Origin of the sequence: Bacillus sp. A01H (assembly GCF_045277205.1) — a bacterium.
Taxonomy (GTDB): Bacteria; Bacillota; Bacilli; order Bacillales; family Bacillaceae_G; genus Bacillus_A; species Bacillus_A paranthracis.
In genome coordinates, this window is record NZ_CP117702.1 from 5,525,718 (window position 1) to 5,549,559 (window position 23,842).

Consider the following 23,842-nt stretch of genomic DNA (forward strand, 5'->3'; position numbering starts at 1 on the left):
ATTTCATGTTTACTTTCCAAATCTTTTACGGTATCCACATTTTCTACATAGCTCTTCAACTGCAACTCTTCTGGAAAATCCATCAACAATGTTTGTTGCTCTTTCGCCTTCTATAATGTTAGAGAATGAATCATTATTAATATTTCCAAGGTTAATAATCCCTTCACCATCTAAACAACAAGGAATAACCGTTCCGTTCGCTAAAATACCAGCTTGATTTCGAAGCCCATGACAGAATCCTTTTCCATCATCCTCTTCTTCATGCAATGCTGGCCACTGGAATTCATAGTCTTGATTAATAAAGACACGTTCCGCAATTTTTATACCTTTTCCTGGTGTAAGCTTCTCTTCAATTTGATAAGATAAATTAAACTCATTTTCAATGATAGATAATAACTCTCTATTCTTCTGGATTTCAGCATTTGTTTTATTATCCTGCGTTAAGTTCCATAATCTAAGTGAAACGATTAAATCCGATTGACTTGTCGCCTCTCTAATGAAGGAAAGTATACTTCTTACATACCCCTCTTTGTCTTGTGAACCTGGGTGCCCATCAAAACTATGCAGTGAAAAATTCATTTGTCTTAAAGCAGGCTTATTTAACAATCTATGCCTTCTCTTATTAATTAACGTTCCGTTCGTTGTAATATTAACTTTAAACCCTTTTTCATGGCTTAAATCTAACAATTGATCTATTTTTGGATGCAGCAACGGCTCACCCTTCACGTGCAAATAAATGTAGTCTGTGTGTGGTTTAATTTGGTCTAACCTTTTCTCAAAATCCTCCACAGAAATGAATTGCTTCTGTCTTTCCGTCGGCGGACAAAAGCTGCACGCAAGATTACATACACTCGTAATCTCCAAGTAAAATTTCTTAAACTTCTTCACCTTTAACTCCTCACTTCTATGACTACTTATACTTTTTCCTCTTCATATTACAGCATACTTTTTTAGAAATAGAAACATACTTATTTTAGGAAATATAGAAAACGGCCACATCTGTAGCCGTTTGAATGTACTATTACTATTTATGATACGGTTCTCCACGATTAATCCGAAACGCCCTATACACTTGCTCAAGCAATACTAATCGCATTAATTGATGTGGTAACGTCATCTTTGAAAAAGAAAGAGATTCATTTGAACGCTTCATTACTTCTGAACTTAGTCCAAGTGATCCGCCAATTACAAAGGCAACTTTACTCTTCCCATATGTAGCAAGACGATCTAAGCTTACTGCAAATTCTTCTGATGATTTTTGCTTTCCTTCTATCGCTAACGCAATGACATGCGTATCATCAGAAATTTTATCTAGTATACGTATACCTTCTTTTTCTTTTACAATTAACATTTCTGCTTCACTTAAATTTTCTGGTGCCTTTTCATCTGGCAATTCAATTACTTCTACTTTTGCGTATGCAGATAATCGTTTTAAGTATTCTGCTATACCTTGTTTTAAATATTTTTCTTTTAATTTCCCAATTGAAATAATCGAGATATTCACACGTATTCCCCACCTTACAAACATGTTATCCACATGACTTATCCACATATCCACAATTGTTACCCACATATTGTGTGAGAATCTGTGTTCGATACAACATATGTCGCCTCATTTTGACAAAATTCACATGTTTTTTTCTCTTTTTCTGAGTTATCCACATTGTTAATAACTGGCGCGACTTCACACTCATCCACAATAATATCTAAAGCTAATTCAACATGTTCTAAACAACAAGGTAAGTTCATATTCTTCACCTCACTTTTCTACAATAGAAAACAGGAGGTAGGCCCTCCTGTTTTTAATACTTTTGAATGCCTAGTTTAACCGTTGTTGTTGCTCGTTTTGTACCACGATAAAACGTAAGAGTCATTTTATCATTAATTTTTTTATCATATAAGGCCGTACGGAATCCGATAATATCGCGAACTGGTTTCCCATCTACTGCTACAATCACATCGTGTTCTCGCAAACCAGCATCTGTACCTGGCGAAGGGCTTTTCACATCTAAAATGCAAACTCCCTCTGTTACATTGCCTGGTAAATGCAATGTTTTTGACCAATAGTAGTTTGGAATTTCATTTAATGATCTCAGTTCAATTCCAACATACGGTCTTCTTACTTTTCCGTACTTCTCTAATTCATTCATAATTGGAACAGCTCTAGTAACAGGAATAGCTAGCCCAATTCCTTCTACTTCTTTTGCCGCAATTTTCATTGAGTTAATACCAATTAATTGGCCTGCTGCGTTTACAAGCGCACCACCACTATTACCCGGATTAATTGCTGCGTCTGTTTGCAATACTTCTACTTGCCAATCATAATGTCCATCTTGATCTAAATCTACAGGGACAATACGCTCATTAGCCGAGATAATACCTTGTGTGACGGTTCCAGAAAATTGAAGCCCGAGCGGGTTTCCAATCGCAATGACTGGTTCTCCTCTACGAACAGTATTAGAATCGCCAATCTCAATTACTTTTTTCACATGCTTTGCATCTATTTCTAGTACAGCCAAATCTGTGACCACATCGGTTCCTAATACCTTTCCAGGAACCTTCTTACCATCACTTAAACTTACTTCAATACGATTTGCTCCAGCAACAACATGATTATTCGTTACAATGTAAGCTTGACCATCTGTCTTCTTATAAATTACACCTGATCCCGTACCTGCTTCTGAATCTGCCTCTGAAAAATTATCTCGTTGAATATTAATAACTCCAACAACAGCTTCAGACGCACGATCAACAGCATCCACAAAGCTAATCTGTTTAATGCCTTGAGCTTCCGCCATATTACTTCCACTTGCTTCAGCTTGCGGAAACGCGTCCGTATCATTTGAAAATAAAGGAGCTCCAAATGCAAATAACGAAGCTCCTACAATTGTTCCTGCTATGCTAGAAATAACAATACCTTTATGCTTCTTTTTTCTTGCACGTTTCATACGATAATTTTCTTCATCAATAAAGGACATATTTGTTCACCTATCTTCCTGAAAACAACTATATTCACCTTTATTGTTTACTAAAATGAAGAATTATACGTATTGAATTTTTGTCGGCATTTTTGGATCTGTATCGTGAATTTCAAAGGCTTCGCCCACTCCAAATCCCTTTTCCTCTAATACTTGTGATACTGACATACGCGCTAGTTCTTTCATGTTATTATCTAAACTTAAATGGGCTAAATAAATATGTTTTGTCTCATCTGTAATTACATCCGCCATTGCTAATGCAGCATCTTCATTACAAACGTGCCCCACATCACTTAAAATACGTCGTTTAATACTCCATGGATAACGTCCCATACGAAGCATTTCTACGTCATGATTACTTTCAAATACGAAAGCATTAGCTCCCTTAATAACACCTTTCATACGGTCACTCACGTACCCTGTATCTGTAATAAGGGCTAATTTTCTATTATTGTTATGAAAAGCATAGAACATCGGCTCTGCCGCATCATGAGACACCCCAAATGACTCGACCTCAATATCACCAAATGTTTTCACATCCCCAACTGAGAAAATAAACTTTTGCTCAGTTGGGATATTTCCTATTAAGTGTTCCATTGCATTCCATGTTTTCTCATTTGCATAAACAGGTAAATCATATTTACGTGCCAATACACCTAAGCCTTTAATATGGTCACTATGTTCATGTGTTACAAGAATACCCGATACATCATTTATATTTAATTCTGCCTGTTTAAATAAAGCCTCTGTTGCTTTACCACTTAAACCTGCATCGACAAGTAACTTCTTTTCATCTGTTCCTACATATAGCATATTCCCTGTACTTCCACTTGCAAGTACGCTAAAATGCAAACCCATTCTTTCTCACTCCAGTATGTTCATCAACCACTTGATTTTCCTTTTCCCCTAATTCCATAACTTGTCCTTCAATTGCATTTACAAAGAAGTCCTGCTTCTGCTCCGTCTTTAAGTTCCACGTTGGAGCAAGTACTTGGTTATTAGAAGTAGATGCGGTAAGGTTGGCATAACCAATTTGCGCTTCTTTTACATGTGTATTCCCATGAATTTTATTTTTTAAATACAGATTTTCTAAAGCGGTTTGGGCAGTAATAATTTCTTGCTGTTTCGTTTTTTCACTTTCGCCCATTTCTTTTAAATCTGTTAACATCGTCTGCGTGTACGACACAAGTTCATTTTTTTCATTTAATTCCACAACAATCATCGCCTGATCGTTATAGAAAATAGGCTTATCTTTATATTTTTGGAAGAAGTAAATTTTAGAATCTTTCATCGCTCCAAACTCATACTTTTGTCCATCCAATACATAGTTCTTCAAAAAATCATTATACTTATCTTTTGATAACGATTTTGTATTTAAAAAGGGCTCTTTTAGCTTACTTTCTATCTTGTACATATTTTGTATATGCGCCGTTTGATTTTTTAAAGACTGTATGTCTTCTTCTTTAAATGCCTTGTTTTCAGCCCTAATAAATGACTCTTTTTTCGGTTCTTTAGGGAAATTACCCATAGTAATTTTGTTTGCTTTTAATTCTTGATCTATCTTTGTTTCTGCAATAAGCTCCAATTGATTACTATCTTGCTTTTGAATGAATTGAAAAATGAGAAAGAGGTCCAAAACAAAAAAGGTCACAATAAATATGGTTTTAATCCGATCCCAATCCATTTAGTCCCCCCTCATTCCACTCATATATTTTTTGTTTGCCAGCTTCATCTTCAACAAACTTTACATACCAAATTGGCTGTAGTCGCGCTACTTGCCCATCTAGTGATAATTTGTATCCAATCCCAATGTCTTTAATGGATCTTTTATCTACCGCGGCATTATTTTCTAAGGATGCTATTACAACATGACCTGACGGAAGAGTAACCTTCTGCTCTATACCTTTCGTATTTAAAGAAAGCAACGGTCTTTCATATTCCATTACTTCTTCTGATCCCCATACTTGTCTCAATTCAGCTAATCCATCAGTATTGAATACGGGATATCCATCTTCCTGTAAGCGGAATACTGTCTGTCCTTTATTCATATAGTCCAAACGATATGAATCCAAACTCCCACTGTGACCATTTACAAAATCAAAACTTTTTTGTAAAAGCATTAAATTATCTGGCTTTTTCTCACTTAAAACAGAAGAATTTTTATACTTTAGCATATGCTGATCATTTTCAATCTCCATAGACCTAATACCATCTGTAAATATTTCTTTCGATCCCTCGATAATAGGGCTTAAATAACGTGGGTCACTAAAAAGAGCATTCTTAAATGTATCAACCGCCAAATTAGATGAAATATATGTTATATTACTTAATTCTGTCGTTCCATCTGGTAAAAATAGCTTTTTCATATCATTAATTTGATAGTCAAAATAAGGTTTCGCTGATACTATAAATTGATTTTGTGCATTTACAATATCTTTTAAATACACACCACTTAATTTTGCTTCATATATTCTAGAGTTATCACCATCGGAAACAAAATTAATTTTAATTTCTTGATCCCTACTTCTAGAAGGGTCAAGAATAATTCGATTAAAGTGTTTAGGCTTATCTATACTCTTTTCTTTCATACTAAACATAGATTTAACTGCATCAAATGGGATGTTGGTAGGGAAAATAAGTTCAATTTTCCCTTCACCATGCACATAAGAAAGAAAGTCAGCCTTAGCAATCGATATCTCTTTGAACTCATGTAATTCCCCTGCTTCCAAAGTTCTATAGATTGATTCTATATCTCCCTCTCTTTTGCTCCCGTAATGATTTTTATCTTTATGCACAATGATAGAAGTAGGGCGGACAACATCAGCGATTTTCGTTTGAGTATTTCCCTCATTCCCCTGTACAAATTTTGCGTTTTGCATAGATGTGGAATCTGGCACATACGTCCATAAGTTAAAAGTAAGAAATAGACTAATTACAACTAAATTAATTAAAACTATCGTTTTAACATTCTCCATACTCATTCCCATTCGTCCTCTTCATCTGCTGCCATAGGCAATGTGAAATAAATCGTTGTCCCTTTTCCTTCCTCACTCTTTGCCCAAATCGAGCCACCATGTGCCTCAATCATTTCTTTCGCAATTGCTAATCCAAGTCCTGTACCGCCCATTTGTCTTGAACGTGCTTTATCTACGCGATAAAAACGTTCAAAGATTTTATCGACGTTTTCTTTCGGAATACCCATTCCTTGATCACTTACACTAATCTCCAATAATTCTCCGCGATCACGTAAACGATATGTTACTGTTCCACCTTCTGGTGAATACTTTAATGCATTCGAAATAATGTTATACAATACTTGCGTAATTTTATCCGTATCCATATCAATAAATCGAGATTTTTTAGAGAAAGATCGTTTGAAGCTTACGTTTTGCTCTTTAGACATTTCAAAACGATCAATAATGTTATTAAAGAAGTCAGTAAAGTCGACCCATTCTTTCATTAAACGATGTTCTGTACTATCGAGTTTAGATAGTTGCAATAACGCATTTACAAGCCTAATCATTCTTTCTGTTTCTTCTTGTGTAACTGTTAAAAACTGTGGTGCAATATTTGGATCTTGCCACGCACCGTCTGTAAGTGCCTCTAAGTAACTGCGCATTGTCGTTAATGGCGTTCTTAATTCATGAGAGACGTTTGCTACAAACTCGCGGCGTTCTCTTTCTATACGCTCCTGCTCAGTCACATCATATAATACGGCAATTAAACCATTTGCTTTCCCTGTCTCTTTTTGAATAACAGAGAAACTAGCGCGTAAAATATATGGCTCATTTCTCGTACTAAAATCTAATAAAACAGAATCCGGCTCTTCGTATAAATGATCGAGCGTAAATTCTTCTTGTATTCCCAATACTTCTAAAACAGATTGATCGAGCGCCGTTTCACGCGAAACATTTAGCATCTTTTCCGCAGGATCATTTAATAAAATAATGTCCCCTTTTCGGTCAGTAGCAATTACTCCATCTGTCATATGTGATAATACGGATGACAATTTACGTCTTTCACTTTCTGTTGAAGAACGAGCTTGTTGTAATTTTTTTGATAAATTATTGAAAGATAATGCTAATTGTCCAATTTCATCATGGCTATGCACTTTTACTTTTCTTGAATAGTTTCCTTTTGCCATTTCAATTGCTTGTCTTCGCATATCAGAGATTGGTCTCGTAATCGTTTGAGCTAACAAAATTCCAAGTACAGCTGTTACGAGTAATGCAATAACGGTTCCGGTCGCAAAGATTTGATTAATATCCTTCATCTGCTTATAAACATCTTCCATGGATGCAACAACGTAAATAGCACCAAGTGCATCTTTGTTATTATCATCCATAATAGGAGTAATCATAACTTGTACACGATGACCTGTACGACCATCCTTCTCAATTTTTACTTCTGGTTTTTTTTGTACCAATACCCGCTGAACAGCTATATCAGTTGACGTTCTATTTACCTTGTTTTGCTTTGACTCATCTGAAATAGCGAGCAGCTTTCTATTCGCATCAAATACACTTACCTCTTGAATATCCTTCTTTCGATCAGAGGCAAATTTTCGAATGGAAGTTTTAATCGTTTCACCTGTTGATTCTGTCTCTGCTTTTGTATAACTTTTTTTAAACTCTTGTTTCAAGTTATACGATAATAAGTTCGTTTGTTGCGTTAAAGAATCTCTAAAACCTTGTACAAGACTCTTTTCTAACTCTCTTACGAAATATACCCCAATAACTTGCATAGCTATCAATATTAATAGCATATATATGAGTACAAATTTTAAATGAATAGATTGAAAAAAACCGACTTTCTTCATATACTATTCCTGCTCTGGGTCACGCAAGTAATACCCTACTCCACGTCTAGTGACAATTAATGTAGGATGACTTGGATTATCTTCAATTTTTTCACGCAGACGACGTACTGTTACATCCACTGTACGTACATCTCCAAAATAGTCATAACCCCAAACTGTTTGCAATAAATGTTCGCGTGTCATAACTTGTCCTAAATGTTTTGCTAAATAATGTAATAGCTCAAATTCACGGTGTGTAAGCTCAATATTTTCCTCACGTTTCGTTACACTATACGCATTTGGATTGATAACAATTGGTCCAATAACCATTTCCGTATTTTCTTCTTTTTCTGCCGCACCACCTTGCTGATGACGACGTAAATTCGCCTTCACGCGAGCAAGTAATTCCCTCGTACTAAATGGCTTCGTTACATAATCATCTGCGCCAAGCTCAAGTCCTAATACTTTATCAATTTCAGAATCCTTCGCTGTAAGCATAATAATCGGCATTTCTGAGCTTTTACGTATTTCACGGCAAACCTCTAAGCCATCCTTACCTGGTAGCATAATATCTAATAAAACCATATCTGGCTGTTCTTCAGTCGCTTTTTCAATTGCCTCATCACCATCGTGCGCCATTACAATTTCAAAACCTTCTTTTTCTAGGTTGAACTTCAAAATATCTGCAATCGGCTTTTCATCATCAACTACTAAAATTTTCTTTCCCATCATCGTCTATTTCCTCCTTATAAAGTGAAACTTTAATCAGCCCTCACCAATCGGGCTTTTACGGGCAGCTCGCTTCCCACCTAACTTCTTTGCTTTCGCTGAATTTTAAGGTGGGGGTCTTACTGCCCGGTAAATAGCGGGGTAAAAATATGGTCAATATCCCTAAACACATTGATGTCTACATAGTATGTCCCTATATGACCGCATCTTTTGCTTAAGTACTTTCTCCTCTATTCTCACAGACTCATGTATGATCCACTTTTACACGGAATCCTATACGATCTATAGAAAAACCTCTAGCTTCAACTGCTAGAGGCTCCTCATTCTATTTTAAAATAACTACTCAATTTTGTAAAATTACACAAATAAAAAGGATATTAAGTGGGCCCACTTAATATCCTGAGAGTGGCTCGGGACGGAATCGAACCGCCGACACGAGGATTTTCAGTCCTCTGCTCTACCGACTGAGCTACCGAGCCAAAACTATATATAAAACCACTAATGGTGGTATAAACAAAAGTGGCGGTCCCGACCGGGGTCGAACCGGCGATCTCCTGCGTGACAGGCAGGCATGTTAACCACTACACCACGGGACCAAAAATGAACATAAAAAAACATGACCCGTACGGGATTCGAACCCGTGTTACCGCCGTGAAAGGGCGGTGTCTTAACCACTTGACCAACGGGCCACGAAAAATAAAATGGTGAGCCATGAAGGACTCGAACCTTCGACCCTCTGATTAAAAGTCAGATGCTCTACCAACTGAGCTAATGGCTCATACTCACCAACGTCATATTTTCGTGACGACAAGATGTATCATAACATGTTTTATTTATTTTTTGCAATACCTTTTTTTATTTTTTATAAAAAACAAGAAAAAACTCATGCGGACATGAGTTTTTCCTTAAAAATATCAATTAAGCTTCGTATACGTTACGAACGATATTCGTTTGATTACGATCTGGTCCAACTGAGAACATAGATAATTGAATTCCTGTTAACTCAGAAACACATTCTACGTATTTTCTTGCATTCTCAGGAAGTTCGTCTAATGATCTTACACCAGTAATATCTTCTGTCCAACCTGGAAGCTCTTCGTATACAGGCTCACATTTCGCTAAAATGTTTAAGTTTGCTGGAACTTCATCGATAACTTCGCCATTGTATTTGTAAGCAACACAAATTTTAAGAGTTGGAATACCAGTTAGAACGTCGATAGAGTTTAATGATAAATCTGTTAAACCACTAACACGACGCGCATGTCTTACAACAACGCTATCAAACCAACCTACGCGGCGTGGACGACCAGTTGTCGTTCCATACTCACGACCAACTTCACGAATTTGATGACCAATTTCATCATGAAGCTCAGTAGGGAATGGACCATCACCTACGCGGCTTGTATATGCTTTACATACACCTACAACGCGAGTAACTTTTGCAGGGCCAACTCCAGTTCCAACTGTTACACCACCAGCAATTGGGTTAGAAGATGTAACGAACGGATACGTACCGTGGTCGATATCAAGCATAACACCTTGTGCACCTTCAAATAATACACGGTGATTATTATCTAATGCATCATTTAATACAACAGACGTATCACACACATATTGCGCGATTTGTTGTCCGTACTCGAAGTACTCTTCGAAGATTTCTTCTACACTGAAACCTTCTGTATCGTACATTTTTTCAAACAAACGATTTTTTTGTGCTAAATTGCGCTCAAGCTTCTCTTTAAATGCTTCACGGTCTAAAAGATCAGCCATACGAATACCAATACGAGCAGCTTTGTCCATGTATGCAGGACCGATACCTTTTTTCGTTGTACCGATTTTGTTATCACCTTTACTTGCTTCTTCTAACTCATCTTGTTTTAAGTGATAAGGCAAAATAACGTGCGCACGGTTACTTACGCGTAAATTATCAGTACTTACACCACGATCGTGTAAGTATTTTAACTCTTCAAGTAACGCTTTCGGATCTACTACTAAGCCGTTTCCGATTACACAAATTTTCTCTTTATAGAAAATACCAGATGGAATTAAGTGTAATTTATATTTAACTCCGCCAAAAACAATTGTATGTCCTGCGTTATTTCCACCTTGATATCTTGCAACTACTTCCGCATGCTCAGAAAGAAAATCAGTGATTTTACCTTTTCCTTCGTCGCCCCATTGTGTTCCTACAACTACTACTGAAGACATTATTAAAGCACCTCCGCAATTTTCAAACGATCTATTCAAACAATATAATTGTACCAAAACCGAAAAAGAAGTCAACCAAAAAGCGAACATTTTTTTATCAAAAAACTTTTTCGTTCGTAAGAATTATATTTTCACACTATGAAAGCCTTATCTTTTCTATAAAAAAAAAGAAACACATCTTATTATAAGAAATGCGTTTCTTTTTTATACTATCGTTATGCCGGCGGCGCATGTCCATCTTCGAAACGACGTTCTAAGTTAACGAACTTATTGAACTCTTTAACGAATGCGAGCTCTACTGAGCCTACTGGACCATTACGCTGCTTTGCAATAATAATTTCAATCGTATTTTTATTTTCCGTTTCTCGGTCATAGTAATCTTCACGATATAGGAAGGCTACGATATCGGCATCCTGCTCGATACTTCCCGATTCACGAATATCAGACATCATCGGACGTTTATCTTGACGAGATTCTACACCACGAGATAACTGTGACAAGGCAATAACAGGAACTTGTAATTCACGCGCAATCCCTTTTAGTGTACGAGAAATCTCAGATACTTCCTGCTGACGGTTCTCCCCTGATTTCCCACTTCCTTGAATAAGCTGTAAGTAGTCAATCAAGATCATACCAAGACCCTGTTCTTGTTTTAATCTACGACATTTTGCTCGAATCTCATTTACTTTAATCCCCGGCGTATCATCAATATAAATACCAGCATTAGAAAGGCTACCCATTGCCATCGTTAATTTCGCCCAATCATCAGAAGTTAACGATCCGGTACGAAGTCTTTGTGCATCAATATTCCCTTCTGCACAAAGCATACGCATAACAAGCTGATCAGCACCCATCTCTAGACTAAAAATCGCTACATTTTCATCCGTTTTCGTTGCTACGTTTTGTGCGATATTTAATGAAAATGCCGTTTTACCTACCGACGGACGTGCCGCCACGATGATTAAATCATTTCGCTGGAATCCTGCCGTCATCTTATCTAATTCAGTAAATCCAGTCGGTATCCCGGTCACTTCACCTTTTTGATTATGCAAAAGTTCGATTTTATCGTAAGCATCTACAAGAACGTCTTTAATATTTTGGAATGCTTTCGCATTCGTCTGATGAGATACTTCTAATATTTTTTTCTCAGCCTCATTTAAAAGACCATCCACATCATCTTCTCTCTCATATCCATCAGACACAATATGAGTCGCCGTTCGAATTAAACGACGTAACAGTGCTTTTTCAGCGATGATTCTTGCATAATACTCTACGTTAGCAGCAGTTGGAACAACTTCTGCTAATTCTGCTAAGTAAGAAACCCCACCAACTTCTTCTAGTAATCCTTGATCAGCCATTGCTGACGTCATCATTACTAAGTCAATTGGCTCCCCCTTATCAGATAGCCCAAGCATGACTTCAAAAATCTTTTGATGTTTCGTTCGATAAAATGAGTCAGGTACTAATAGTTCCGATGCCGATGTTAACGCATCCTGATCAATCAATATAGCACCTAAGACTGCCTGCTCAGCTTCTATATTATGCGGAGGGGTACGATCAGCCATTACATCACTCATACGCAATCCTCCTTGCTTAACTTAGTTTTATTGTTCACTAACATGAACTTTTACTGTTGCTGTTACTTGCGGATGCAATTTCACAGTAACGTTTGTATAGCCTAATGCACGAATTGCATCATCCATTTCAAATTTACGCTTATCAAGTTTAATATTGTGAGATTTTTGCATTGCATCTACGATTTGTTTACTTGTGATTGAACCGAATAGACGGCCACCTTCTCCAGATTTAGCCTTTAATTCTACAGTTAATTTCTCTAACGTTTCTTTTAATTGTTTTGCATTTTCAAGCTCTGCTGCTGCATCTTTTTCTTCTTTGCGCTTTTGAGCTTCTAAAGTTTTCATACTGCTATTCGTCGCTTCAGCAGCTAATCCTTGTTTTAGTAAGAAGTTATTTGCATAACCATCTGGTACGTTTTTTACTTCCCCTTTTTTCCCTTTACCTTTTACGTCTTTTAGAAAAATTACTTTCATGATTGTGTGCCTCCCTGTAAATAGTCATCAATAACAAATCGAAGCTTCTCCTCAGCTTCGTCTACTGTAATATTTTTCATTTGTGTGGCTGCATTCGTTAAATGCCCGCCACCACCTAAGTTTTCCATAATTAGCTGCACATTCACTTCACCTAAAGACCTGCCGCTAATTCCAATGAAATTCTCGCCACGTTTTGCAATAACAAATGATGCAATAATTCCTGTCATTGTTAATAATGTGTCCGCTGATTGCGCAATAAGCACTTGATCGTAGTAATCATCGCTATCAACTTTTGCAATCGCAATTCCATTTTTATAAATGTACGCATTTTTAATAGCTTTTGCAACCCGTAAATACTGATCCATATCTTCTTTTAAAAGCTCTTGTACAAGTACAGTATCTGCACCGTGTGAGCGTAAATAAGAAGCAGCATCAAACGTACGAGCACCTGTCCGGAATGTAAAGCTTTTCGTATCAACAATAATACCTGCTAATAATGCTGTTGCTTCTAACATTGTCATTTTTAAATTTTTCGGTTGGTATTCAAGTAATTCCGTAACAAGTTCCGCCGTGGAAGAAGCGTATGGCTCCATGTAAACAAGCAATGGATCTTCAATAAAATCTTCTCCTCGGCGATGATGGTCAATAACAACTACATTTTCAATTTTGCGTAACAGCTTTTCTTCCATCACCATTGAAGGCTTATGCGTATCAACAACAACAAGTAATGAATCATCATTTGCAAATTCCATCGCTTGTTCTGGTGTAATAAAGTGAGACCATAACTCTTCATTTTGTTTCACTTTATCCATTAAACGCTTAATTCCCTTATCAGAATCATTTTCATCGAGCACAATATATCCTTTGCGCTCATTTAATTGCGCTACCTTTAAAATACCAATCGCAGCACCAATTGCGTCCATATCAGGAGCCCTATGCCCCATTATAATGACATTGCTACTTTCTAATACTAAATCCTTTAATGCATGCGAAATCACTCTGGCACGTACACGAGTACGTTTTTCCACCGGATTTGTCTTACCACCATAAAACTTAACTTTACCTGTCGCTTGTTTAATAGCTACTTGATCTCCACCACGCCCAAGCGCAAGGTCTAGACCTGATTGAGCCATCGCCCCAAGCTCGGATAAAGGTAAATCACCTGATCCAACACCTACACTTAATGTAAGTGGTATATTCCTTTTGGATGTTTCTTCACGTACTTGGTCTAGAATACTAAATTTCCCTTTCTCCATCTGCGCTAAAATACTTTCATTTAGTACAACGAAGAATCTTTCCGAAGATGCACGTTTTAAATATGCCCCATACTTAACGGCCCATTCATTTAGACGGGATGTCACAAGACTTGTTATATTCGTACGTAATTGATCATCTAATCCTTGTGTAACTTCATCATAATTATCTAAATAAATGACAGCTAAAACAGTACGTTGATCCTCGTACATCTTTTCAATCTCTGTTTGTTCTGTTACATCAAAGAAATAAATTAACTTTTCTTCTTTCCTTACAAAGACACGAAACTTTCGATTATTTAAAGAGACTATATCATCGGATGTTTCTCCCTTAATAAAAAGAAGTAACGTTTCTGATACATCATAAAGGTGCCATCCAGCTAATGCATGCTGCCCCAGACATGAAGATAAATAAGGATTTGCCCAATCAATCCCATAATCCTTATTGTATAACAAAATACCAATCGGCATCTGGTTAAATGCCTCATTACTCACTTTCTTTACCCTTGTAATCATATCTGTCGTATGTTTTTCAAAATTCTTTTGGAAAGTAAGTTCAAATCGTACAACAACAAAAAGGACGATACAAAAAATAAAGAAGGAGACTATCCCCATTAGTAAATGAAAATAACAGAGGATTGAAATGAGCACAAACACAAAAAATGCCAATACGTAAACAGGATATAAAAACCACTGTTTCTTATAAAATTCAGGCATGTATACAACTCCTATAAAGTAAAACTAACTTATCTTCCAGTTAGTAATACAGATTAAAATAGTATAAGGAATATTATTTTATCCTCCTATTTTAGAACGCAATGAAATCCCTAAATCAATTATACCTAAGATTGTCACAAGAGGAAACAGCATCGGGATAAACATGCAGGCGATAAAACTAATAATAGGAACCCCTTTCGTAAAACCTTTGCTATGCGCCAGAAAAGCGATAAACGTCAAACCTTGCAGCACGAGTAGTAAAGCAAATATGACATATAGGTTAGAAAATACCATATGTAAATATGATGTCGGTTCTACTTTTATAAAAGTTGATAGCAAAATAAATACAACGTAATACCAAACAATACTCTTTGGTAATTGTATATCCTTAAATTTAGGCCAAGGTATGACATCGTGTTTTAACTTTCTCAAAACACTACCTGATATCATAACTGTAATCCAAGAAAAACATACTGAGACCATGACAAGTAAACTTGGGAATAACGTTTGTAACACATCATTAAATTGTGCAAATAGCTCTTTTTGCTCTTTACTAATAGGCATGCCCGCAGCTGTAACTATCTTTTCGCTTTGCGCCATACTTTCATTAAACATATTTTGCATTTGCTTCATTAAATCTATGTTAAAAAACTTTATACTCGCAACATAAATGAGCATAATACCAATTAAGTAAGCAAGCGTCCCTGCCATCAAAATTTCTACTGGCTTCTTTTGTTTTTTATACATATGTCCTAAAACGATACCTATTAATCCAAACATAGTTGTCTTTACTAGGTTCATCGGTTGACTAACAATAACAGTAATAAAAAGCGCTGCCGTAAAAATTACAAAAGCATTAGATATTTTATATCTTATCGTTAGCAATATAAATGGCAACGGCAACGCAAACGTTACAACTGTGCCTAAAATTGGAACATACATAGATATAAGCAATAACATTGCATATATTGCTAACAACGCCGCACCTTCAGTAATAAATTTCGTATTCCTCATCATCTAACCTCTCTTTCAAAAAAGAAAAGCATAGCAAAATGCACAGTAGAGTCCGACTCTACTGTGCATTTCATACGCTATTATTCACCAACATATGGTAAAAGTGCCATTTGACGAGCACGTTTAATTGCAACTGTAAGTTTGCGTTGGTATTTTGCGCTTGTTCCTGTTACACGACGAGGTAAAATTTTACCACGCTCAGAAACGAAACGTTTTAATAAATCAACATCTTTATAATCGATGCGAGTGATGCCGTTAGCTGTGAAGAAACACACCTTACGACGTTTCGCACGTCCACCTTTGCGTCCTGCCATGTCTATTTCCCTCCATTCTTTGTTAAAACTAACAAATTTACTGTATTAGAACGGTAAATCGTCGTCGGAAATGTCGATCGGTTGACCTACATTTGAAAATGGATCGTCATTCTTCGTAAATCCAGAGTTTCCTTGGTTACCTTGGTTGCCTGAATTACTAGATTGACCAAATGGGTTAGAGCTTTGGTTACCGAAACCAGCTCCTGATGGTTGCTGATTAAATGAACCACGTTGCTCCCCACCGCCATTACGCGGCTCTAAAAATTGTACGCTTTCCGCAAGAACTTCTGTTACATATACACGTTTACCATCTTGTCCCTCGTAATTACGAGTTTGAAGACGCCCATCTACGCCTGCTAAGCTACCTTTTTTCAAATAATTTGCTACGTTTTCTGCTTGTTTACGCCATATTACACAATTAATAAAGTCAGCTTCACGCTCACCTTGTTGATTCGCAAATGCGCGATTCACAGCTAACGTAAAAGTAGCTACTGCAACACCATTGGGCGTGTAACGTAAGTCAGGGTCCTTAGTTAAACGACCAACGAGGATAACACGATTCATCAATCGAACCACTCTCCCTTATATATCAATTATTTTTCTTCTTCTTTAACAACGATATGACGAAGGATATCTTCGTTGATCTTAGCTAAACGATCGAATTCGTTAATCGCTTCTGCGTTAGCATTCACGTTTAAGATCATGTAGAAACCTTCACGTAAGTCGTTGATTTCGTAAGCTAAACGACGCTTACCCCACTCTTTCGTGTTAATGATTTCTGCACCATTGTTTGTTAAAACACCTGCAAAACGTTCAACTAAAGCTTTTTGAGCTTCTTCTTCAACGCCAGGACGAATGATGTACATAATTTCGTACTTTCTCATTACACTTTCACCTCCTTTTGGTCTAAACGGCCCGTAATGGGCAAGGAGCAATTAATTTATAGTAATTACTCACGAGTTTAGATTATATCATAGTAAGTTAGATGAATCAACTCACCCATACATAAAAAACTTGGCAAACACATAATATATTTGCCAAGTTCATATCTTTATTTTTCCTAGGAAATATTAAATTAAACGTTGAAACGGAAATGCATAACGTCTCCGTCTTTTACGATATACTCTTTTCCTTCTAAACGAACTTTACCAGCTTCTTTTGCAGCTGTCATAGAACCGTTTGTCATTAAGTCTTCGTAAGAAACTGTTTCTGCACGAATAAATCCACGCTCAAAGTCTGTATGAATTACGCCGGCACATTGTGGTGCTTTCATACCTTGTTTGAACGTCCATGCACGTACTTCTTGCACACCTGCTGTGAAGTAAGTAGCAAGTCCTAATAAATCATATGCAGCACGAATTAATTGATCTAAACCAGATTCCTCAATGCCCAGTTCTTCAAGGAAGACTTTTTTCTCTTCCTCGTCTAGCTCAGCAATTTCTGATTCGATTTTTGCACATACAACGATTACTTGAGAATTTTCATTTGCAGCAAATTCTTTTACCATTTGTACGTATTTGTTTTCAGAAGGATCGATAACATCGTCCTCGCTTACGTTTGCTACGTATAACATTTCTTTCGTTGTCAGTAAATGAAGACCTTTAACAATCTTCATTTGCTCTTCTGTAAATTCAACAGTACGAGCTGGTTTACCCTCTTCAAAAGCTTCTTTTAAACGTACTAAAATTTCATGCTCATATACTGCTTCTTTATCCTTTTGTCTTGCTAATTTCGCAACACGTTCGATACGTTTATCAACAGATTCTAAGTCTGCTAAGATTAGCTCTAAGTTGATTGTTTCAATATCATCAATTGGGTCTACTTTACCTGAAACATGCGTAATATTTTCGTCTTCAAAACAACGAACAACTTGGCAAATTGCATCTACTTGGCGAATGTGAGATAAGAATTTATTTCCTAAACCTTCACCTTTACTCGCACCTTTTACGATACCTGCAATATCAGTAAACTCAAATACAGTCGGAACAGTTTTTTTCGGTTCTACTAATTCCGTTAATTTATTTAAACGCTCATCTGGTACTTCTACAATTCCTACGTTTGGATCAATTGTACAGAATGGATAGTTTGCAGATTCTGCTCCTGCTTGTGTAATTGCATTAAATAAAGTGGACTTCCCTACGTTAGGTAATCCAACAATCCCAGCCGTTAATCCCATATTTTTCACTCCTATGTCTCAATCTTTCATCATTATAGATAGTAACGAAAAAAATGACAAGTTTCCTCCAAACGAAAAAAAGTAACAGCTACCCACTGTAACTGTTACTTTCTCTCTATTCTTCGTGCTTCACAAGTATTTTTTTCACCTTACGATCAAACTCTCTTCGAGGAATCATTACTGAATGGTCACATCCCTCGCACTTAATGCGGATATCCATTCCCATACGAATAATCTTCCAACGATTCTCCCCACATGGGTGGGCTTTCTTCATTTCCACAACATCGTACAAGTTATACTGCTTTTGCTCCATTCTCCAAACCCCTCTCCATATTAAATTGCTTTTCCACTCACTAACTCTTCACGATTATATAAAACCATACGTGGATATGGAATTTCAATACCATGTAAATCTAGACGATTTTTAATTTCTTTACGAAGTGCCCTTGCAATAACTGCATGTTGCATCGGCTCTACTTCTGCAATAACACGTAATATAACTTCTGATGCAGCTAATGTTTGCACGCCTAATAACTGAGGCGTTGTTACCATTTGCTCATATTGTGCAGGTAATTCTTCTAATAATTCTTCAATGACTTGCTCTGCTTTTGCTATATCAGCCTCATACGAAATAGATACGTCAACAAATGCTACACTATTACTAACTGAATAGTTGGTAACCTGAACAATACTTCCGTTTGGTAAAGTATGAATTTCACCTGTCCAACTTTTCACTTTCGTTGTACGAAGTCCAATTTCTAAAACGACACCTTCAAACTGACCAATTTTCACATAGTCACCAACTGAAAATTGATCTTCTAACAAGATAAATAACCCTGTAATAACATCTTTCACTAAACTTTGAGCACCAAATCCGACTGCTAAACCAATTACCCCAGCACCGGCTAATAAACCTGATGCATTAATATTAAACACACCTAAAATCGCAATTAACATAATGAACATAACAACGTATGCCACAATATTTTCAAGTAACTTCGCTACTGTAACTGTACGACGTTCTGAAATTTGAATTGGAGAACGACTTCCCATACGAAACGCATTTCGTACAACCGCTCTTGCAATTCGCACTACAATTGCACCAATTGTTAAAATGATACATATTTTTAATGTCGCAATTCCAATATGAGCCCAACGATCAGCATCTAATAAATACTGTTTCGTAGCATTAAACCACTTCGTTAATACATCCATGTACCTCTACCTCTCCAGCCAAAATTTCTTTTTAGTTATCCTTCTTATTGTATCAGAAGTCTCCTAATTGCTGAAAAAATTTTATGTCTTTAATTCCATTTGTTAACCGCCATGCAGGTATAAAATGGAACGAATATATATATACTAGTACTATTATTTCCGTTCTCACTTAAGTTTTACAGCAAGTACGCACTTATAGTTTTCCATTTTACTCACCATATAACATATTTTGAAAATTTATTAAAAGGATGGGTGCTTCATGAATATTGGAAGTTTTCGCTTACCTTTTTTCGAAAAAGAAACTCAAAATGTTATGCACCAAGATTTAGAAGCCTCCGAGACAATTAGTAATTTCTTACTTTCCCATATCCCTATTAAAACTCATATACCAATCATTCTCGTTTGTATCGGAACAGATCGTTCCACAGGAGATGCACTCGGTCCGTTAGTCGGTACGAAACTAGAACAAGTAGAAATTACAAACTTCCAAGTGTTCGGCACACTAGATGATCCAGTACATGCGCTAAACTTAGAGGAAAAGATTCAGAATATACAGAAAAATAATCCTACTTCATTTATAATTGCGGTTGATGCCTGTTTAGGAAAGTCTCAAAGTATCGGTTCCATCACTACCGGAATGGGACCTAGTAAACCCGGAGCTGCTATGAACAAGAAATTACCAGCAGTTGGTGATTTACATATTCATGGCATCGTAAATCTAAATGGTTTTATGGAGTTTTTCGTCCTGCAAAATACAAGATTAAGTTTAGTTATGAAAATGGCTGATGTAATTGCACAAAGCATAAAAGAAACAGACCAAAAATTATCTGTATTAAAAAAAGCAAACCATCTATAAATAATAAGATGGTTTGCTTTTTAGTTTTGCTGCGCTAATAATTCTAAAATACGATTTAAATCTTCTTTATTGAAAAATTCAATTTCGATTTTACCTTTTTCCTTTTTTGTTTCTTTAATTTTTACCTCTGTGCCAAACTTTTCTCTTAAGAACGTTTCGCGTTCTACGAAAAATATGTTTCTCTCTTTTTTTACTTGTTTTGTTTCACGTGAAACGCGTTGATTAATCTCCTGAACAATTTTCTCTAATTGACGAACATTTAATCCTTCTTTTTCAATTCGTTTCAGTAAAGATTTCAACTGCTCTTCATTTTTTATCGTAAGTAAAGTTCTCCCATGAGCCATTGAAAGTTGACCGTTTGCAATCATATCTTGCACAAAAGAAGGGAGGCTTAATAATCGCGTATAGTTTGCAATGTAAGGTCTACTCTTACCAAGACGTTTTGCTAATTGTTCTTGCGTCACATTTAGCTCATTCATTAACATTTGATATGCCATTGCTTCTTCCATTGGATTTAAATCTTCTCGTTGTAAGTTTTCAAGCAATGCAAACTCCATCATTTGCTGCTCATTTAATTGTCTTACAACGGCAGGTACTTTTTCGAGTCCCGCTTCTTTAGCAGCACGATATCTTCTTTCACCTGCAACAATTTCATATCCTTTAATACTCTTTCTAGCAATTAATGGTTGTAATATGCCGTGCTCTTTAATAGAGGCCGATAATTCCTGAATCGCCTCTTTATTAAAGTGTTTACGTGGTTGATATGGATTCGGTCTTAATTCAGTTATCGTAATCTCCTGAATTGTCTCTTCTTCTTTCACATCTAAATCAGGAAAAAACACATTGATTCCTCTTCCTAATCCTTTAGCCACCTGCAATCACTTCCTCTGCTAAATCTATATATACTTCTGCCCCTCTTGATTTAGCGTCATACTGCATAATTGGTTTCCCATGACTTGGTGCTTCACTCAAACGAACATTACGAGGGATAATCGAACGGTATACTTTATCTCTAAAGTATTTTTTCACTTCATCTATAACCTGAATCCCTAAATTTGTACGGGCATCTAACATTGTTAGCAATACGCCTTGAATTGCTAGATTTTTATTTAAGTGCTTTTGCACAAGTCGAACTGTATTTAATAGCTGACTTAACCCTTCTAGTGCGTAATATTCGCATTGAACAGGAATAATAACAGAATCTGCTGCAGTTAATGCATTAATCGTTAATAACCCTAAGGACGGGGGACAGTCAATAATAATATAATCATATTCATCACGAACTGGCTGTAATGCCCTTTGCAAACGTACTTCCCGGGAAATAGTCGGTACCAATTCAATTTCAGCACCTGCTAATTGAATTGTAGCGGGTAGAACATCTAAGTTTTCAGTTGCGGTTTTCTGTATAACCCCTTGAACATCTGCATCTTCCACAAGAACATTGTAAATACATTGATCTAATTCGGATTTTTCAATTCCCACACCCGTCGTTGCATTTCCTTGAGCATCAATATCTACAAGAAGGACCTTTTTACCTACTTGTGCCAATCCAGCCCCTAAATTAACAGATGTTGTTGTTTTTCCAACGCCACCCTTTTGATTGGCTATAGCAATGATTTTTCCCATGATGTCACCTACTTTCAACCTTTCTATCTTATTCTAGTAACAATTATGTTTATTGTAACATGAAATAAAAGTTTTTCTTTTACGTCCTTATTAAACTTCAAAATTTATTTGTAAACTCCTTCTTCATCTAACAAGAAAATATAGTAAAAGAGACCTATCCAATAGGATCAGGTCTCTAACACACCGTTATTATTTTTTCTTCGGAATTTGAATTGTAATTTGATAGTACTCGTCAAACTCTTCTTCCTCAGAATTAACATTTAAACCACTGTCAGCAACCATTTGTAATGACTGCCTAATTGTATTCATGGCAATTCTCGTATCTCGACTTACTGCTTTTTGCTTTGCCTTACGCTTCGGTTTTGCTTCCTCTAGTAATTTCGCAATTCGTTCCTCTGTTTGCTTTACATTCAGTTGTTTCTCCACAATTTCCTGTAAAACCTTCAGTTGTAATTCCTCATTCTTTAAAGGGATGAGCGCACGGGCATGGCGTTCTGTAATACTTTTTTCTAATAACGCATTTTTTATTTCTTCAGGCAACTTTAACAATCGCAACTTATTTGCGATTGTGGATTGTCCTTTTCCGAGTCTTTGTGCCAATGCTTCTTGCGTTAAATTATGTAACTCAATTAGCTTTTGATATGCCACAGCTTCCTCGATTGCTGTTAGTTCCTCACGTTGCAAGTTTTCAATTAAAGCCACAGAAGCTGTTTCTGTATCATTTAAGTTTTTTATAATTGCAGGAACCTTTTCCCACCCTAACTTTGTTGCTGCACGGAAACGCCTTTCTCCAGCAATAATCTCGTACTTCTCATCCTCATATTGCCTCACAACAATTGGCTGAATAAGTCCGTGTGTACGAATCGTTAATGCTAGTTCCTCAATACGCGCGTCATCAAAAACTGTTCGTGGTTGATAACGGTTAGGGGTAATATTTACTATCGGAATTTCTTGTATTTCTTCATATACCTTTTTATCTATTTCTTCATGGCTTTCGTCTTGTAATTCGAATTCGCTCTCTTTATCTCCAAAGCCAAATAAACGAGAAAACGTATTTTTCATACATATTCCACCACCTTTAGGCCTATTGACTATTCTCCATAAAATGTTTCCTATGAAACATTTACGTTTTCATTTATATAATTTAATCTTACGTCTAATAAGATTTATTTTTCAATAGGTAATTTATTGGGTGTTCCCGGTTTGCGTGGATATTTCTTTGGTGTCTTGCGCTTTTTCTCGATTAATAAAATATTACGTTCACTTTCTTCAAACGGTAATTGGAACGTAGACATTTCTTTTAAATCCCCGCCTAGCACCTCTAAAGCATACTTGCCATTTTCAATTTCTTCGTTTGCTGCAGCACCTTTCATTGCAATGAATGTTCCCCCAACTTTTACAAGTGGTAAACACAGCTCACTTAATACTGAAAGACGTGCGACTGCACGTGCCATTACAATGTCGTACGCTTCACGTACACCTTCTTTTTTTCCAAATGTTTCAGCACGATCATGACAAAACGCGACGTCACTCAATTCCAACTTTTGTGCTAAATGATTTAAGAAATTAATACGTTTTTGTAATGAGTCTACAATCGTCACTTTTAAATGCGGGAAACAGATTTTTAAAGGAATACTTGGGAATCCAGCTCCTGCGCCAACATCACAAATTGAGAATGGTTTAGAAAAATCGTAATAAAAAGCAGCTGTAATGGAATCAAAAAAGTGTTTTAAATATACTTCCTCTTTTTCCGTAATAGCCGTTAAATTCATTTTTTCATTCCATTCTACTAATGTTTCGAAGTAGATTTCGAACTGCTCTAACTGTCTAGAAGAGAGGGTGATACCCTTCTCTTCTAGCATAGATTGAAATTGTTCTATGTTCATCTAACAATATCTCCTTACTAT

Annotated in this window: 25 protein-coding genes and 4 tRNA genes; 1 reads left to right on the forward strand and 28 read right to left on the reverse strand. The window is 36.4% G+C overall.

All coding sequences use genetic code 11. From position 1 onward, the window contains the following. Window positions 1-9 precede the first annotated feature (9 nt). The 24 genes from PSR14_RS29285 to PSR14_RS29400 form a co-directional block, all read right to left on the reverse strand. Window positions 10-888, reverse strand: coding sequence for a radical SAM/SPASM domain-containing protein (locus tag PSR14_RS29285; protein WP_098486877.1), 879 nt, complete (start codon window positions 886-888; stop codon window positions 10-12). A gap of 136 nt (window positions 889-1,024) precedes the next feature. After that, entirely contained in the window at window positions 1,025-1,504 is a 480-nt protein-coding gene (rlmH, locus tag PSR14_RS29290) for a 23S rRNA (pseudouridine(1915)-N(3))-methyltransferase RlmH (RefSeq protein ID WP_001027003.1), read from the reverse strand. Between the two features lie 59 nt (window positions 1,505-1,563). Continuing rightward, window positions 1,564-1,749 (reverse strand): CxxH/CxxC protein, encoded by a 186-nt coding sequence (locus tag PSR14_RS29295; protein WP_001052827.1) that lies wholly within the window; start codon window positions 1,747-1,749, stop codon window positions 1,564-1,566. Window positions 1,750-1,802: 53 nt separating this feature from the next. Next, window positions 1,803-2,978 carry a S1C family serine protease gene (locus tag PSR14_RS29300; RefSeq protein WP_000008039.1) on the reverse strand — a complete coding sequence of 392 codons (1,176 nt, stop codon included), beginning with the start codon at window positions 2,976-2,978 and terminating at the stop codon, window positions 1,803-1,805. 63 nt (window positions 2,979-3,041) lie between these two features. Beyond that, window positions 3,042-3,836, reverse strand: coding sequence for an MBL fold metallo-hydrolase (locus PSR14_RS29305; protein WP_000522836.1), 795 nt, complete (start codon window positions 3,834-3,836; stop codon window positions 3,042-3,044). Beyond that, window positions 3,820-4,662, reverse strand: coding sequence for a two-component system regulatory protein YycI (locus tag PSR14_RS29310; RefSeq protein ID WP_000383723.1), 843 nt, complete (start codon window positions 4,660-4,662; stop codon window positions 3,820-3,822). The genes PSR14_RS29305 and PSR14_RS29310 overlap by 17 nt, the downstream gene beginning before the upstream one ends. Then, window positions 4,643-5,959 carry a YycH family regulatory protein gene (locus tag PSR14_RS29315; RefSeq protein ID WP_000061586.1) on the reverse strand — a complete coding sequence of 439 codons (1,317 nt, stop codon included), beginning with the start codon at window positions 5,957-5,959 and terminating at the stop codon, window positions 4,643-4,645. The genes PSR14_RS29310 and PSR14_RS29315 overlap by 20 nt, the downstream gene beginning before the upstream one ends. Next, window positions 5,956-7,797: a cell wall metabolism sensor histidine kinase WalK gene (gene walK, locus PSR14_RS29320; RefSeq protein WP_000755380.1), complete on the reverse strand. Its 1,842-nt coding sequence runs from the start codon at window positions 7,795-7,797 to the stop codon at window positions 5,956-5,958. The genes PSR14_RS29315 and walK overlap by 4 nt, the downstream gene beginning before the upstream one ends. A 3-nt stretch (window positions 7,798-7,800) precedes the next feature. Beyond that, complete coding sequence (gene walR / locus PSR14_RS29325) at window positions 7,801-8,508, reverse strand: cell wall metabolism DNA-binding response regulator WalR (RefSeq protein WP_000971872.1); 708 nt, start codon at window positions 8,506-8,508, stop codon at window positions 7,801-7,803. A 403-nt stretch (window positions 8,509-8,911) separates the two neighbouring features. After that, window positions 8,912-8,984, reverse strand: a tRNA-Phe gene (locus PSR14_RS29330). 41 nt (window positions 8,985-9,025) lie between these two features. Then, a tRNA-Asp gene (locus PSR14_RS29335) sits at window positions 9,026-9,101 on the reverse strand. A gap of 21 nt (window positions 9,102-9,122) precedes the next feature. Next, window positions 9,123-9,194 (reverse strand) — tRNA-Glu (locus tag PSR14_RS29340). 13 nt (window positions 9,195-9,207) lie between these two features. Then, a tRNA-Lys gene (locus PSR14_RS29345) sits at window positions 9,208-9,283 on the reverse strand. A 140-nt stretch (window positions 9,284-9,423) separates the two neighbouring features. Next, window positions 9,424-10,713, reverse strand: a complete 1,290-nt coding sequence (locus PSR14_RS29350; RefSeq protein ID WP_098486876.1) for an adenylosuccinate synthase — start codon at window positions 10,711-10,713, stop codon at window positions 9,424-9,426. 215 nt (window positions 10,714-10,928) lie between these two features. After that, complete coding sequence (dnaB, locus tag PSR14_RS29355) at window positions 10,929-12,290, reverse strand: replicative DNA helicase (RefSeq protein WP_001286244.1); 1,362 nt, start codon at window positions 12,288-12,290, stop codon at window positions 10,929-10,931. Between the two features lie 27 nt (window positions 12,291-12,317). Continuing rightward, window positions 12,318-12,764 carry a 50S ribosomal protein L9 gene (gene rplI / locus PSR14_RS29360; protein WP_000864231.1) on the reverse strand — a complete coding sequence of 149 codons (447 nt, stop codon included), beginning with the start codon at window positions 12,762-12,764 and terminating at the stop codon, window positions 12,318-12,320. Further along, a complete protein-coding gene (locus tag PSR14_RS29365) occupies window positions 12,761-14,734 on the reverse strand; it encodes a DHH family phosphoesterase (protein ID WP_001113896.1) in 1,974 nt (657 codons plus the stop codon). The genes rplI and PSR14_RS29365 overlap by 4 nt, the downstream gene beginning before the upstream one ends. Window positions 14,735-14,812: 78 nt before the next feature. Next, complete coding sequence (locus tag PSR14_RS29370; protein ID WP_001246427.1) at window positions 14,813-15,748, reverse strand: YybS family protein; 936 nt, start codon at window positions 15,746-15,748, stop codon at window positions 14,813-14,815. Window positions 15,749-15,828: 80 nt separating this feature from the next. Beyond that, the gene (gene rpsR, locus PSR14_RS29375; RefSeq protein ID WP_000918873.1) at window positions 15,829-16,062 is read right to left on the reverse strand and encodes a 30S ribosomal protein S18; all 234 of its coding nucleotides are present in this window, start codon (window positions 16,060-16,062) and stop codon (window positions 15,829-15,831) included. A 45-nt stretch (window positions 16,063-16,107) separates the two neighbouring features. After that, window positions 16,108-16,629, reverse strand: coding sequence for a single-stranded DNA-binding protein (ssb, locus tag PSR14_RS29380; protein ID WP_000981967.1), 522 nt, complete (start codon window positions 16,627-16,629; stop codon window positions 16,108-16,110). 26 nt (window positions 16,630-16,655) lie between these two features. Then, window positions 16,656-16,946, reverse strand: coding sequence for a 30S ribosomal protein S6 (rpsF, locus tag PSR14_RS29385; protein ID WP_001233779.1), 291 nt, complete (start codon window positions 16,944-16,946; stop codon window positions 16,656-16,658). A 191-nt stretch (window positions 16,947-17,137) separates the two neighbouring features. Then, window positions 17,138-18,238 carry a redox-regulated ATPase YchF gene (gene ychF / locus PSR14_RS29390; RefSeq protein ID WP_000524669.1) on the reverse strand — a complete coding sequence of 367 codons (1,101 nt, stop codon included), beginning with the start codon at window positions 18,236-18,238 and terminating at the stop codon, window positions 17,138-17,140. A gap of 115 nt (window positions 18,239-18,353) precedes the next feature. Continuing rightward, on the reverse strand, window positions 18,354-18,551 hold the full coding sequence (locus tag PSR14_RS29395) for a DUF951 domain-containing protein (RefSeq protein ID WP_000436051.1): 198 nt from the start codon (window positions 18,549-18,551) through the stop codon (window positions 18,354-18,356). A 20-nt stretch (window positions 18,552-18,571) separates the two neighbouring features. Beyond that, window positions 18,572-19,453: a mechanosensitive ion channel family protein gene (locus tag PSR14_RS29400; protein ID WP_000382911.1), complete on the reverse strand. Its 882-nt coding sequence runs from the start codon at window positions 19,451-19,453 to the stop codon at window positions 18,572-18,574. Between the two features lie 259 nt (window positions 19,454-19,712). On the opposite strand from PSR14_RS29400, the gene yyaC reads away from it, so the two are divergent. Continuing rightward, window positions 19,713-20,309: a spore protease YyaC gene (gene yyaC / locus PSR14_RS29405; RefSeq protein ID WP_073536073.1), complete on the forward strand. Its 597-nt coding sequence runs from the start codon at window positions 19,713-19,715 to the stop codon at window positions 20,307-20,309. A 20-nt stretch (window positions 20,310-20,329) separates the two neighbouring features. Here yyaC and spo0J read toward each other — a convergent pair whose 3' ends face one another. The 4 genes from spo0J to rsmG form a co-directional block, all read right to left on the reverse strand. Then, on the reverse strand, window positions 20,330-21,181 hold the full coding sequence (gene spo0J / locus PSR14_RS29410; RefSeq protein WP_098486875.1) for a stage 0 sporulation protein Spo0J: 852 nt from the start codon (window positions 21,179-21,181) through the stop codon (window positions 20,330-20,332). Beyond that, the gene (gene soj, locus PSR14_RS29415; RefSeq protein WP_000516114.1) at window positions 21,174-21,935 is read right to left on the reverse strand and encodes a sporulation initiation inhibitor protein Soj; all 762 of its coding nucleotides are present in this window, start codon (window positions 21,933-21,935) and stop codon (window positions 21,174-21,176) included. Before soj ends, spo0J begins: the two co-directional genes overlap by 8 nt. A gap of 189 nt (window positions 21,936-22,124) precedes the next feature. Continuing rightward, the gene (gene noc / locus PSR14_RS29420; protein ID WP_000799029.1) at window positions 22,125-22,997 is read right to left on the reverse strand and encodes a nucleoid occlusion protein; all 873 of its coding nucleotides are present in this window, start codon (window positions 22,995-22,997) and stop codon (window positions 22,125-22,127) included. 104 nt (window positions 22,998-23,101) lie between these two features. Beyond that, a complete protein-coding gene (rsmG, locus tag PSR14_RS29425; RefSeq protein ID WP_001019621.1) occupies window positions 23,102-23,821 on the reverse strand; it encodes a 16S rRNA (guanine(527)-N(7))-methyltransferase RsmG in 720 nt (239 codons plus the stop codon). Window positions 23,822-23,842: the final 21 nt, after the last annotated feature.

What these genes read in the sequence shown, in the direction of transcription:
- PSR14_RS29295 (WP_001052827.1), bottom strand. Translation starts at nt 1,749, where the DNA reads ATGAACTTACCTTGTTGTTTAGAACATGTTGAATTAGCTTTAGATATT.
- PSR14_RS29300 (WP_000008039.1), bottom strand. Translation starts at nt 2,978, where the DNA reads ATGTCCTTTATTGATGAAGAAAATTATCGTATGAAACGTGCAAGAAAA.
- PSR14_RS29305 (WP_000522836.1), bottom strand. Translation starts at nt 3,836, where the DNA reads ATGGGTTTGCATTTTAGCGTACTTGCAAGTGGAAGTACAGGGAATATG.
- PSR14_RS29310 (WP_000383723.1), bottom strand. Translation starts at nt 4,662, where the DNA reads ATGGATTGGGATCGGATTAAAACCATATTTATTGTGACCTTTTTTGTT.
- PSR14_RS29315 (WP_000061586.1), bottom strand. Translation starts at nt 5,959, where the DNA reads ATGAGTATGGAGAATGTTAAAACGATAGTTTTAATTAATTTAGTTGTA.
- walK (WP_000755380.1), bottom strand. Translation starts at nt 7,797, where the DNA reads ATGAAGAAAGTCGGTTTTTTTCAATCTATTCATTTAAAATTTGTACTC.
- walR (WP_000971872.1), bottom strand. Translation starts at nt 8,508, where the DNA reads ATGATGGGAAAGAAAATTTTAGTAGTTGATGATGAAAAGCCGATTGCA.
- PSR14_RS29350 (WP_098486876.1), bottom strand. Translation starts at nt 10,713, where the DNA reads ATGTCTTCAGTAGTAGTTGTAGGAACACAATGGGGCGACGAAGGAAAA.
- dnaB (WP_001286244.1), bottom strand. Translation starts at nt 12,290, where the DNA reads ATGAGTGATGTAATGGCTGATCGTACCCCTCCGCATAATATAGAAGCT.
- rplI (WP_000864231.1), bottom strand. Translation starts at nt 12,764, where the DNA reads ATGAAAGTAATTTTTCTAAAAGACGTAAAAGGTAAAGGGAAAAAAGGG.
- PSR14_RS29365 (WP_001113896.1), bottom strand. Translation starts at nt 14,734, where the DNA reads ATGCCTGAATTTTATAAGAAACAGTGGTTTTTATATCCTGTTTACGTA.
- PSR14_RS29370 (WP_001246427.1), bottom strand. Translation starts at nt 15,748, where the DNA reads ATGAGGAATACGAAATTTATTACTGAAGGTGCGGCGTTGTTAGCAATA.
- rpsR (WP_000918873.1), bottom strand. Translation starts at nt 16,062, where the DNA reads ATGGCAGGACGCAAAGGTGGACGTGCGAAACGTCGTAAGGTGTGTTTC.
- rpsF (WP_001233779.1), bottom strand. Translation starts at nt 16,946, where the DNA reads ATGAGAAAGTACGAAATTATGTACATCATTCGTCCTGGCGTTGAAGAA.
- ychF (WP_000524669.1), bottom strand. Translation starts at nt 18,238, where the DNA reads ATGGGATTAACGGCTGGGATTGTTGGATTACCTAACGTAGGGAAGTCC.
- PSR14_RS29395 (WP_000436051.1), bottom strand. Translation starts at nt 18,551, where the DNA reads ATGGAGCAAAAGCAGTATAACTTGTACGATGTTGTGGAAATGAAGAAA.
- PSR14_RS29400 (WP_000382911.1), bottom strand. Translation starts at nt 19,453, where the DNA reads ATGGATGTATTAACGAAGTGGTTTAATGCTACGAAACAGTATTTATTA.
- yyaC (WP_073536073.1), top strand. Translation starts at nt 19,713, where the DNA reads ATGAATATTGGAAGTTTTCGCTTACCTTTTTTCGAAAAAGAAACTCAA.
- soj (WP_000516114.1), bottom strand. Translation starts at nt 21,935, where the DNA reads ATGGGAAAAATCATTGCTATAGCCAATCAAAAGGGTGGCGTTGGAAAA.
- noc (WP_000799029.1), bottom strand. Translation starts at nt 22,997, where the DNA reads ATGAAAAATACGTTTTCTCGTTTATTTGGCTTTGGAGATAAAGAGAGC.
- rsmG (WP_001019621.1), bottom strand. Translation starts at nt 23,821, where the DNA reads ATGAACATAGAACAATTTCAATCTATGCTAGAAGAGAAGGGTATCACC.